The organism is Hyphomicrobium sp. NDB2Meth4, from assembly GCF_900117445.1.
Classification (GTDB): Bacteria; Pseudomonadota; Alphaproteobacteria; order Rhizobiales; family Hyphomicrobiaceae; genus Hyphomicrobium_A.
This window is the reverse complement of record NZ_FPEJ01000009.1, coordinates 1-12,155: the sequence shown is the minus strand read 5'-3', so window position 1 is coordinate 12,155 and position 12,155 is coordinate 1. Positions and strand designations below refer to the sequence as shown.

The following is a 12,155-nucleotide window of genomic DNA, read 5'->3' as shown; positions in this document are numbered from 1 at the left end:
TGATTTACGCTCCACGCTTCTTTCACGCATTCAAGCAGGCGGTCACCGGCGACCCTGCGATAGCTTTCGCATGATGTTCCGCGCGCACGCCGATTAAAATGATGCACGGTGCCCCGCTTTCGACCGCCGCGATGTGCTGCGCCAGCGTGGCCAGCGTGCCGCCAACGATCTGCTGATCGGTACGCGTCGCGTTGAAAACGGCGACCGCCGGATGCGATGCGGCGAGACCACGCCGCTGTAACTCGCTACACAAAGTTCCGAGCGTAGCCTTAGGCATGTATACGGCCGTAGTGGCCTTTGGATCGGCGAGACCGGCCCAATCGAAATCGTGCGGCAATTGTCCTTCGGCGGCGTGGCCAGTGATGGCCTGGAAGCGGCGGGCGCCACGGCGGCGCGTCAGTCCGATGCCTAATGCGCTGGCTGCCCCTTGGGCTGCCGAGATGCCGGGAATGACCGTGTATCCGATGCCAGCGTGCTCTAGCGCCGCGATCTCCTCGTCGAGGCGCCCGAACATCAGCGGGTCGCCGGCCTTGAGGCGAACGACACGGCGGCCTGCAGATGCGAGGCCGACCATCAGGGCGTTGATGTCGGATTGGCGGCAGGCGCGGCCGTAGCCTTTCTTACCGACGTCAATACGCTCGACGTGCGTTGGAGCCATGGCAAGAACCTCGGCCGAAACGAGCTGATCGTGCAAGATGACGTCGGCGCTCTGCAGCGCGCGTAACGCCTTGAGCGTAACGAGCTGCGGATCGCCGGGCCCCGCGCCGACTAGCGATACGTGAGCGTGCTGGCTGCCTGCTCTCGCGGTCGGGGTTGATTCGCCGCTATGAGATGCAATCTTGTTGCGCATAATGGTGCCCACGCGCTGAAGAAGCGTGGCGAGCAGGTCCCCTAGTGTTGGCGACAGTATCAAAGCGTTGCGCATCTGGTCTCCTAGCTCGACGTCACGAGAGCTTTCGGCGCCTGTGTCATTAGCATTGCCGACTTCTGTTCGATGATGTTGCGGATCTCGGAGCGGCAGGAGCCGCAATTCGTTCCGGCTTGCGTTGCGGCGCCGACTGCGGCGACGCTCGTGCAGCCTCGCGCGAATGCTTCCCCGATTTCATTGATGCCGACACCAAAGCAGGCACAAACAGTGGGTCCACGATCGAGGGCGTCTGCTCCGGGACGGCCTGAGAGGATGGTGCTGCGCTTGCGCGCAGACGCTTGTGGCGCGGTGAGTTGGGATACAGCCCATTCTCGTGAGACGGCTACCGGCTCCGACGCGAGAAAGAGCAGACCCTCGAGCGTGCCATTCTCGTAGCAGGCGAAGCGCTGATGCCCGGCCTGTCCGTCACGATAGGCGACCGTTTCGACGTTCGCGCCGACGAGCGTTCGCATGAATTGTGTCCAGTCGTCTGGATCGATGCCAAATGCCAACTCGACCCGCCACCCGCCGTTACATTTGGCGAGGGACCAGTACGTCGCGTCGACCATTGCCGGCCGGCGCCGAAGCACGGCAAAGCCGTAGGATTGGGCAACGAAACGTTCCATGCGCGCGGCCATAGTTTTCAGGGCTGGCTGGCCGGAGGAGTGGTCCGTTCGTCCCTCTATCAGGACGTCAACGCGCGCACGCGAGGCGAACACGTCGTTCCAGTGCATGGGCACGAAAATCGAACCGATTTGCTGACGCGAGGTTAGCAGTGCACGCACGATGATGGCGCCGAGCCCGGTGGATACGCGCACGAGGTCGGCATCACCAATGTGCAGGCGAGCGGCGTCGTCTGGATGAATTTCGACAAACGGCTCGGCATAGTGCTGCGACAGGCGCGAACTTTTGCCCGTGCGCGTCATGGTGTGCCAATGGTCCCGCACGCGGCCCGTGTTGAGAGTGAATGGAAAACCGGGGTGTGGCGGTGTGTTTGATGCAACCTCGACCGTGACGAAGCGGGCCTTCCGGTCAGGAGTAAAGAATTGGCCGTCGCCGAGCATGCGCTGCGAGGAAGCGCGGTCCGCGGGGCGGGGCCACTGGAACGGGGCGAGATCGTCGTAGCTTTCGGAGTCGATATTCGCACAGCTGCCGATGTCGAAGTCGCGCGTGCCAGCATTCTCGAAGCGCGACAACGCCGCGTGCTCAGCAAAAATTTCGGCCGGCTCGGAGTAAGTGAAACCGCCTGCGTGACCCATCCGACATGCTACTTCGCTTATGATCCACCAATCGGGTCGCGCGTCGCCTGCGGGGGGCATGAAACTACGCTGACGTGATATGCGCCGTTCGGAGTTGGTGACGGTGCCGTTCTTTTCACCCCAGGCGGCGGCCGGCAAAAGGACATGCGCAAGCTTGGCCGTTTCCGTCGTTGCGGTGACGTCGGAGACGACAACAAAGGGACAAGCGCGGATAGCTTCTGCAACGCTCTCAGCGTCCGGCATCGAGACCACCGGGTTGGTGGCCATGATCCACAATGCCTTGATGCGCCCGTCGGCAACGGCGCGGAACATATCTACTGCCTTCAGGCCTGGTTTGACCGCTATGGTCGGTGATTGCCAGAACCGCTGGACGCGGTCGCGGTCGGCCGGGCTCTCGATCGTCATGTGTGCGGCGAGCATGTTGGCCAGGCCGCCGACCTCGCGCCCGCCCATGGCATTCGGCTGGCCGGTGACAGAGAACGGTCCCGTGCCGGGCCGTCCGACGCGGCCCGTAGCGAGGTGACAGTTGATGATTGCGTTGACTTTGTCGGTGCCTGCTACGGACTGATTGACGCCCTGGCTATAGACCGTGACCGTGCGCTCCGTCTTTGCAAATAACTCGAAGAATGCCTGCAACGATGGCGCGGAAAGTCCCGTGAGGCGCACGAGGGCATAGAGGTCGAGGGTGTTTGCAATCCGCAGCGCCTCGTCGAATCCATTGGTGTGGCGGCCGACGAATTTTCGGTCGATGGCGCGATTGCGGGCGAGGTGGCGCAACAGCCCGAGAAAGAGCGCCACGTCACCGTCGGGCTTGATAGGCAGGTGCAGATCGGCAATGTCCGCCGTCGCGGTGCGGCGTGGATCGATCAGGACGACCTTCATGTGAGGCCGCTTTTCTTTTGCGGCAACCAAGCGCTGGTAGAGCACAGGGTGACACCAGGCGAGGTTGGAGCCGACGAGCACAACGAGGTCGGCTATCTCCAGATCCTCATAGCAGCCCGGCACGGTGTCGGAACCGAATGCACGGCGGTGGCCTGCGACCGAGGACGCCATGCAGAGGCGGGAGTTGGTATCGATATTCGCCGAACCGATGAAGCCCTTCATCAGTTTGTTGGCGACGTAGTAGTCCTCGGTCAGGAGTTGACCGGAGACGTAGAACGCGACCGAACCGGGCCCATGCTCGCGGATCGTTTCGTTGAACCTCCCTGCAACGAGATTGAGAGCCGTCTCCCAGTCGGTGCGGGCGCCGTGCACCTGAGGCGTTAAGAGCCTATCGTCTAGGTCGATGGTCTCCGCCAGGGAAAATCCCTTAGAGCACAGACGGCCGAAGTTGGCCGGATGCGTAGCATCGCCGCGCACGCTGACGTCTCCATCGCTGCCAATCTGGGCGATGACGCCGCAGCCGACGCCACAGTAGGGGCACGTAGTTTTGATCGAGCGTGGGGCTGACATGTCCATGGTCAGGCCGCGCGCTCGGCATTCAGGTTGAGTGCGACGTAGAGCTTTCCATCCTCGACTTTGACTGGGATGGTTCTGACGCATCCTTCATCGGCACCGAGGGCTTTGCCGGTTTCGAGCGAGATCACCCAGCTGTGCAGTGGGCAGGTGACTGACGCGCCATGCACGATGCCCTGGCTGAGGGGACCGCCTTTGTGAGGGCAGTGGTCATCGATCGCGAACACCCTGTTATCGCCGGTGCGAAATATTGCGATCTTTCCCTCGGGTGTCTCGATGCAGCGGGCGCCGCGTTGGGGGATGTCGGAAAGCGTGCCGATAGCTGTCCAGTGCATGCCGTTACTCCGCTGCCTGGGTAAGCGGAACCGCCGCGAGCGGGCGGAACTCGTGCTTGTGCAGCCCGGATACGCGCTCCGACCACGGATCGACCTGGGCGAACTTCTGCGAGTGAACGAACCGGCCAAAGTAGGCGATGCGGCGTTCGGCATCTTCAAGTGTCTGGCGGCGCACTTCGTCGATGCCGATGCGCTTGGCCCATTTGTAGATGCGTTCCAGATATCGTGCCTGCTCGCGGTACATCTGCACCAGAGCGACAATCACTTCGAGCGCCTCATCCTCCGTCTTCACGAGCCCGAGAACTTCTGTACCCTTGATGTCGAGCCCGGCGGCTCCCGCGAAGTGGATCTCAAAGCCGCTGTCGACACAGATGACGCCGACGTCCTTGCAGGTCGCCTCAGCGCAATTGCGCGGACAGCCCGACACGGCCATCTTCACTTTGGCTGGTGTCCACGAGCCCCACATGAACTTCTCGATGCGGATGCCGAGGCCGGTGGAATCCTGTGTGCCGAAGCGGCACCAGTCGGAGCCGACGCAGGTCTTCACTGTGCGCAGTCCCTTTGCATATGCGTGGCCAGAGACGAATCCAGCTCTGCCGAGGTCCGCCCAGACCGCGGGCAGATCCTCCTTTTTGATGCCAAGCATGTCGATGCGTTGGCCGCCGGTCACCTTCACCGTCGGGATGTTGAACTTGTCGACGACGTCGGCAATGGCGCGCAGCTCAGTTGCGCTCGTGACGCCGCCCCACATGCGCGGCACGACCGAATAGGTGCCGTCCTTCTGAATATTGGCGTGCACCCGCTCGTTGATGAAGCGCGACTGGTAGTCGTCGGCGTATTCGCCTGGCCAATCGCACACGAGATAGTAGTTGAGCGCGGGGCGGCATTTCGCGCAGCCGCAGGAGGTCCTCCATTCGAGCTCCTGCATGACGGCGTAGATGGTTTTGAGGCCCTTTGCCTTGATGAGCCTGCGGACTTCATCGTGTCCTAGGTCGGTGCAACCGCACATCGGTTGGACGGCGGCCGGATTGTACGCATCGCCGAGCGTCAGCCTCAACACTTGCTCGACAAGCCCTGTACAAGAGCCACACGAGGCCGAGGCTTTTGTATGTGCCCGCACGTCGTCTAGAGACGAGAGGCGTTTTGCCTTGATGGTGTCGACGATCTTGCCCTTACATACGCCGTTGCAGCCGCAGATCTCTGCGTCATCGGGCAACGCTGCAACGGCCGCCATAGGGTCCAGCGGCGCGCCGCCCTGGTACGCTTGGCCGAAGATGAGCGTGTCGCGCATCTCGGTGATGTCGACTTCTCGCTTCTTGAGGTCGTTGAACCACGCTCCGTCGGATGTTTCACCGTAGAGCACGGTCCCTATGATGCGGTTTTCCTTCAGGATGAGCCGCTTGTAGACACCGGCCTCAGCATCGCGCAGCACGATCTCCTGGCGGTCGTCACCGTCGGCGAAGTCACCGAGCGAGAAGAGGTCGATCCCTGTGACCTTAAGTTTGGTCGGCGTGTCGTTATGAACAAAGCGTGGACTGGTGTCGCCGGTGATGTGTGCAGCTGCGATGCGCGCCATTTCGTAGAGCGGTGCGACGAGGCCGTACACATGTCCGCCCACCTCGGCGCACTCGCCGATGGCGAAGATGTCGGGATCGGAAGTGTGCATCCCGTCGTCGACGAGGATGCCGCGTTGGATTGCGAGACCGGCGTCTTGGGCGAGGCCCGTGCTTGGACGGATGCCCGCGGCCATAACGACGAGATTTGCTGGAATGATGCGGCCGTCGGCCAACTCGACTCCCTCGGCGCGGCGGTCGCCTAGTACCGCTTTAGTTTCTGCCTTGGTGATGATCTTGATGCCGCGGCTCTCCAGTTCGCGTTGCAGCATGTAGCCGGCAGCCGGATCAAGTTGGCGCTCCATCAGCGTCGGCATGAGGTGCACCACAGTGACGTCCATGTCGCGTGCGGAGAGACCTGCCGCTGCTTCGAGGCCGAGCAGTCCTCCGCCAATGACAACCGCCTTCGCACGGGACTGCGCCGCCAGCAGCATGGCGTTGACGTCATCGAGGTCGCGATACGACAGCACGCCCGGAAGATTGTTGCCCGGAACAGGAAGGATGAACGGTACTGACCCGGTGGCAATGACGAGCTTGTCGTAGGGAGCGGTGACACCCTGGTCGGACGTTACCGTTTTGGCCGAGCGATCGATGGCGACGATGCGGTGGCCTTTGTAAAGTGTGATGCCGTGCTTGATGTACCAGCCGTCGCCGTGAATGATGATTTGTTCGTATTCCTTCTCGCCTGACAGCACGGGCGACAGCATGATGCGGTCGTAGTTCACCCGGGGCTCGGCGTTGAAGATGGTGACTTCGTAGCGGTCCGGCGCGCGCTCGAACAGATGCTCGAGCATACGGCCGGGCGCCATGCCGTTGCCGATGATGACGAGTTTCTCAGTCATTTGGACTCCCCCGCTCATTCGGCTGCAACGACGACGTTTCGGGGCGAACTTTCAGTTTGCGGCTGCTTGGTGCGGCGTACTGAGACGTCCATCCACACGAGGGCCACGACGACGATGGCGAACAGCAGCATGAAGCAGCTGGACCACAGTCCCGTAAGGTCGTTGAGCGCACCGAAGGCGATCGGCAATATGAAGCCGCCCAGGCCGCCAATCATGCCGACCAATCCGCCGACTGCACCAACGTTATTCGGGTAGTAGGATGCTATGTGCTTGAACACGGCCGCCTTGCCGAGGCTCATGAAGAAGCCGAGGACGAACGCGGCGACGATGAAGGCCATTACCCCGATCTCGAAGTGCGAGGCGATATCACCCTTGATTCCGCGCATCACGTAGCTGGTGGGCGGCAAGGAAAGGATGAGCGTCGCTACAGCCGATACACCGAGGCTCCAGTACATCACCGAGCGCGCACCGATGCGGTCGGATAGCACGCCTCCGTAGGCGCGAAAGATGCTTGCTGGAATTGAGTAGAGCGCGCCGATCATACCCGCGGTGGCGATGTCGAAGCCATAGACGCCGATCAGGTAGCGCGGCAGCCACAGTGCCAGGGCAACGAAGGCGCCGAACACGAAGAAGTAGTAGTATGCAAAGCGCCATACGCGCAGATCTCGCAGTGCCGACAGCTCAAGCAGCATTGGCTTGGCCGGCGCGCCGGTTCGGCGACGCTCGATGAGCACTGGGTCGTCGATCGTCGAGACATAAAATGCGATTGCCATCAACGCGAGTGCGCCAGCCCAGACGAGCGCTACTGCTTGCCAGCCCCATGCGAGCAGCACGAAGGGGGCGGCGAACTTGGTGACGGCGGCGCCGACATTGCCGACTCCGAAGATTCCAAGGGCCGTGCCCTGTCGTTGTTGCGGATAGAAGCGCGATACGTAGGCCACGCCGACTGCAAACGACCCGCCTGCCAGGCCAACGCCAAGGGCTGCCGCAAGCACCTGCGCGTAGGTGTGAGCAAAGGCGAGGAGGACCGTTGCAATGCTGGTCGCCAGCATCACGAGCGTAAACACCAGACGTCCACCGTAGCGGTCGGTCCAGATGCCGAGAAAGATGCGGGACAGCGAGCCGGTGAGAATAGGCGTGCCGACGAGGAGGCCGAATTCGGTTTCGGTAAGGCCCAACTCGTCCTTGATGCGTACGCCGATGATTGAAAAAATTGTCCACACTGCGAAGCAGACGGTGAAAGCCAACGTAGACACCCAGAGGGCGCGCCCTTCCTCGGTGGTTGGGTTCAGGTCCGCAGTTCTGGTCTCGTGCATTCGGCGATCTCCAGCGTCGCAAAGCCCAAAAACAAAAAAGCTGCCGGCCAAACCGCTGCGCACGCGTGGCGCAATGGTTTGAACGGCAGCTTTGCCAGATGTGCGCCCGTCATTGGGCGCTGGTCGATCATCGGTGAGCAGATCGGATGCCAGCCTTCGTGACTGGCGGTAATCGGCTCAGATCAACCTGATGAGTAATTTGCTACGCGTTTGGGTGCGGCGCGGCAAGCCCAAAGAATAGTCAAAAACAACGCGTAGCGGCTCAAAGTTTGTGCAGCGCAAAGTCGCTGCTCGTCAGAGCTTTTGCGCGTCGATGTACTGATCGAGCTTGTCCGGATCGAACAGCGCGCCGTCGAAAAAGCCGTCAGGGCCCAGTGTCAGACTGGCCCCGGTGGATCCGACGGGTGTGGGGGTCCGAAGCGCGCCCTCGACCTTGGCATTTGCAGCGGGAAGGGCGATGCCGAGTGGCTTCAGGGCGCTGCGATAGATGTCCGGCCGATAGGTCTCGCGGGCGATGGCGGCATTCTCCGGTGTGTGCGCGGCCTGTCCCCACCGTACCATCTGCGAATAGAACCAGAGCGCGTGGCTCTTCCACGGAAACGTCGCGCCCTTGGCGAACGGCACGAAGAAGTCCTCGATGCTCTTGGTCCCTTCACCGCCGACGTCAAGCTTTCCGGACAGGCCGCGTAGCAGCCAATCAGCCGGACGCGCGACGTAGTTCGGCTCGGCAAGCATCTGTGCCAGCTCTTCGTGATTTTCAGCACTGCTGCACCACTGGGCCGCGAGACATAGCGCGCGCAGCAACGCGGCGAGCGCGTCAGGTTCACGCTCTGCCCAGTTTGCCGCTGCTCCGAGAACCTTTTCTGGGCTCGACCGCCATATCGCAGCTTTCACGGTGGCTATGTGTCCGACGCCCGCGGTCGTTGCAGCCGTGCTCCAGGGCTCGCCAACGCAATAACCGTCGATGGTCCCGGCGGCGAGTGCATCGGCCATGAGCGGCGGCGGCAGGATGACGATCTCGACTTCGCGATCTGGCGCTATACCGCTTGCGGCGAGCCAATAGCGTAGTTCGTAGTTGTGTCCAGAGAACGGATGCACGACGGCAAATTTCAGTGGGGGTACCCAGTCACCTTCGCGCTGTGAGATGGTCAAGCGCAGTGCGCGGCCGGCAAGTGCCGGGTCCAAGCTCGCCGTGGCGCCGTGCTCTGCCATCTGCGCCCAGAGCGCATTGGATACGGTTACCGCGTTGCCGCCGAGGCCAAGCGCGATCGGCGCGATGGTCTTGGCCGCAAGTGGCGTCAAGCCAAGATTCGCTGCGATCGGCATCGGCGCCAGGAGGTGCGCGACCTGGAAGTGCCCGACGGCCATACGATCGCGAATGCTGGCCCATGACGTTTCTCGGATGAGTCGGAGATCAATGCCTTCATCGGCCGCAAATCCCCGCTCCTTGGCAGCGACGAGAATGGCGCTGTCGAGCAGCGGCATGAAGCCGGCGACAATCTCGTGGTTGCTCTTTGCGCTCATCACTCCTCCGGTGGGGCGAGAAGCCCCGCGGCCGTAATCAGGCTTTCCGCAATGTCGGAGATTTTGCGGTTCTGGTTCATGGCAGTCTTGCGCAACAGCGCGTAGGCATCGGACTCGTTCAAGCCGCGTGTCGACATCAGGATGCCTTTGGCGCGATCGATCAGCTTGCGGCTTTCCAGCTGCGATCTTGCCTCATCCAACTCGCGCGCCATGCGTGCAAACGCGTTGAATCGACTGATGGCCATGTCGATGATTGGCTTGACGCGCTCTCTCTTCAGGCCATCGACAACGTAGGCCGAGACGCCAGCTTCGACGGCGGCCTCGATCGATGCCTGGTCCGCGCGGTCGACGAACATGGCGATAGGTCGCTTTACCGCGCGGGACAATTGAAACATGCTTTCCAGCATGTCGCGATTGGGGTTTCCGAGGTCGATAACGATAACGTCCGGCGCGGAGTCCGCGATTTTGCGTGCGATCCCCTGCACATCGTTGACGACAGTGAGATTGGAGTAACCCGCATCCCGCAATCCATCCTCGATGACCGCCGCTCGCAGGCGGTTCTCATCGATAATAAGGATCGACAGTGGGCTTGGGCGTTCCGGCATGGCGCGCTCTTGCGATGAAGGAAGCGCCCTTAGCACGTTACCACGATGAGCAACAACTATAGCGGCGGTCATTCAAGCGTAGGCAGTGTGACCAATGCCTTGCGCTCCGTCATCACCACGTCGCGGCGGCCCTGACGGACAATCAAATGCTCTCCTTGACGACCGACTCTAGTGTGAAAGCAGAACCCTCTTGGAGATCGATCTCGACATTGAGGCTTCCCGGCGTGGCCCCCCAAATCCGAGCGCGGCCCAGCTTTTCAACATCGACGAACCCGGCAGCTGCCGCACCTCGTCGTGCGCGAGGTAGGCGACTGCGTAACGCTTGGCGATGTCGACGTTTCGCGCAAACGCGATGGCAGGCGCCGGGGCGCGGCCTGCGAGGCGGTCTTCCCATTCGGGAATGAGCAAGGTCTCGAGCTGCGCCGCTCTGGCGCCGGCGCAGATGCCGCGCGGATCATCTGCGATCCTGATGCCCGGTCGTCTTGTTGATCCACTTGCGCGGATCGACGGGCCGGGCGCGGTCAGGGACGCGACGGATGTAGTACCAGTAGCCGCGGCGCTTGCGCAGGTGCTGCAACCTCATCCTCGTGGCCCATCCCGACGCGATGTTGGTCATCTGTTGGGTCAGTACTGGTGAGGAAGGTGCTGGCGTGAAAGGAAAGGCCCGTAAAACGGGGACTTTTGGCGGGGGAATTGGCTCCGCGGGTAGGAGTAAGGTCATTGGTGCGTGCCTCTGTAATCTATTGAACTGTCGCGGTATTTTATCGTGATGCAAATTCGTGTTGGGTCAAGCGCTGGGTAGAATGTTGGGTTAGTCCGGTCCGAAGATTACGCGAGTCGGAACGGCTTTAATGGCTGTCTCGCTGATCCACAAAGTCATACGGGATGATACAACGCGCAAGGTTTGGCGTGCTAGCCGAGATTGCCTCTCGCGACTCTGCGCTCGTCTGGTCGGTCCCAACAGCGGAAGTTGAGGGAATTAGTTGGTCCATGCGGACTCCGTCGACTTTCACGAACGCTTCTGGAGGGGATCGGACGTAGTTGCGATCAATTAGCCTGACTGCCTAATGAGTGCTCTCGAGGCGAGAGTGTGCTCTGGTACGACGCATTCCGGCGGCCGATGACGGCACGACATCGGCGCACAAGGGCGTTCGACAGAAGCCAGTCCGGGAGACGGGCAATGTTGTCCCCAACTCGCTCGGCCAGCGGGCTATCACCAATATCAAGGGGACATTCGGGTGCCGTAGCAGGTGCATGCCCAGCTAACACTGAGGTAAGCCGTTGACTGAGCCGAAAAATTGGCGCGCGGAGGTTTTGGAGGCTTTGCCGCCGGAGAGCCAAGCGTTGCTGGAAAAGCTCGAAGGTTACGCTGGCCGCGGAATCTCCTTCAGTTCTTATTCAACACCGGCCGATCCAGGAGAGGTTAACCCAGATGCGCCAGCCGCGGAAATGACCTCGGCAGGAGCTACGGTGCGCTTGCGCGACGGATTTCCGGTGATGGCTCAGGGTGTGACGCACGAACTGCTGCACATCGAGCGGTACTGGATGGAACATGTGCCACAACTCTATCCGGCAGATCGCCGAAACTGGAAGAACTGTGCGCAGATGGAGAACGCGCTCGAGCATCTCGTGATAGTGCCGAGAGAGGCCGACTACGGATTTGACCCGCATAGGCATTGGAACGAAACCTATCGAAAGCTGTGAGCGGAGACCCCGTCCCGTCGACGACGGAGCCGTCGTTGCGGCGGATGAAGTGTTTGATGGGCTGGCTAACGACTTCAATCATCAATGATGCAGACGTAATCGAGATGATGTCGAAAGCCATCAAAGCGGCGGGCCACTTTGAAGAGGCAGAGACCTTCAAACGGCGGATGAACAAATTCTTAGGAAGCAAGGAGGGGATGGTGAAGTGCCTCGCGCGGTTTATGAAGATCCCCGACGAGAGCGTGGTGATGAGATACTTCGACGTGCACAGCCAATCGTTCAAAGATGTGAAGGTGACGGCGAAGTACTAGGCCTCAGTGGCGCTCCTCGGGTTCAGCGTGATGAGGTGGAGTCGATGAACTGAAACTTCAGTTCGCGCTCCCGGGTGAACTCGCGCTCGGTCCCAATAGCTGCCATTAGCGGCATTTGGTCGACACGCCCTGACTACCCGTCGACGAGGTCCGCTCGTGATGCTGTGGACGGCATCCATCAGCCGGCCCGAGCGACCAGTATGGTTATCGGGCTAGAGATGGAGGAAGTCAGATGGTGCAGCCAGTCACGGTCGGCCTCGATATCGCTAAGAACGTGTTTCACG

General features: G+C 61.3%; 10 protein-coding genes. 2 read left to right on the top strand and 8 right to left on the bottom strand.

Annotation, left to right across the window (positions count from 1 at the left end; all coding sequences use genetic code 11):
- Window positions 1-22 precede the first annotated feature (22 nt).
- The 8 genes from cobA to NDB2M4_RS20595 form a co-directional block, all read right to left on the bottom strand.
- Entirely contained in the window at window positions 23-925 is a 903-nt protein-coding gene (cobA, locus tag NDB2M4_RS13360; protein WP_072375935.1) for a uroporphyrinogen-III C-methyltransferase, read from the bottom strand.
- 8 nt (window positions 926-933) lie between these two features.
- On the bottom strand, window positions 934-3,624 hold the full coding sequence (locus tag NDB2M4_RS13355) for a nitrate reductase (RefSeq protein WP_072375933.1): 2,691 nt from the start codon (window positions 3,622-3,624) through the stop codon (window positions 934-936).
- Window positions 3,625-3,626: 2 nt separating this feature from the next.
- Window positions 3,627-3,956: a nitrite reductase small subunit NirD gene (gene nirD / locus NDB2M4_RS13350; RefSeq protein ID WP_072375931.1), complete on the bottom strand. Its 330-nt coding sequence runs from the start codon at window positions 3,954-3,956 to the stop codon at window positions 3,627-3,629.
- Window positions 3,957-3,960: 4 nt separating this feature from the next.
- Window positions 3,961-6,411 carry a nitrite reductase large subunit NirB gene (gene nirB / locus NDB2M4_RS13345; protein ID WP_072375929.1) on the bottom strand — a complete coding sequence of 817 codons (2,451 nt, stop codon included), beginning with the start codon at window positions 6,409-6,411 and terminating at the stop codon, window positions 3,961-3,963.
- Between the two features lie 14 nt (window positions 6,412-6,425).
- On the bottom strand, window positions 6,426-7,727 hold the full coding sequence (locus NDB2M4_RS13340; protein WP_072375927.1) for an MFS transporter: 1,302 nt from the start codon (window positions 7,725-7,727) through the stop codon (window positions 6,426-6,428).
- Window positions 7,728-8,021: 294 nt separating this feature from the next.
- Entirely contained in the window at window positions 8,022-9,251 is a 1,230-nt protein-coding gene (locus tag NDB2M4_RS13335; RefSeq protein ID WP_072375925.1) for a CmpA/NrtA family ABC transporter substrate-binding protein, read from the bottom strand.
- Entirely contained in the window at window positions 9,251-9,856 is a 606-nt protein-coding gene (locus NDB2M4_RS13330; RefSeq protein WP_072375923.1) for an ANTAR domain-containing response regulator, read from the bottom strand. The genes NDB2M4_RS13335 and NDB2M4_RS13330 overlap by 1 nt, the downstream gene beginning before the upstream one ends.
- Window positions 9,857-10,310: 454 nt before the next feature.
- Window positions 10,311-10,439: a hypothetical protein gene (locus NDB2M4_RS20595; protein ID WP_280173535.1), complete on the bottom strand. Its 129-nt coding sequence runs from the start codon at window positions 10,437-10,439 to the stop codon at window positions 10,311-10,313.
- A gap of 761 nt (window positions 10,440-11,200) precedes the next feature.
- Between NDB2M4_RS20595 and NDB2M4_RS13320 the strand changes: the two genes are divergently transcribed.
- Both NDB2M4_RS13320 and NDB2M4_RS13315 read left to right on the top strand, forming a co-directional pair.
- Window positions 11,201-11,560, top strand: coding sequence for a hypothetical protein (locus NDB2M4_RS13320; protein WP_139247272.1), 360 nt, complete (start codon window positions 11,201-11,203; stop codon window positions 11,558-11,560).
- Between the two features lie 56 nt (window positions 11,561-11,616).
- The gene (locus tag NDB2M4_RS13315; protein WP_139247271.1) at window positions 11,617-11,871 is read left to right on the top strand and encodes a hypothetical protein; all 255 of its coding nucleotides are present in this window, start codon (window positions 11,617-11,619) and stop codon (window positions 11,869-11,871) included.
- Window positions 11,872-12,155 lie beyond the last annotated feature (284 nt).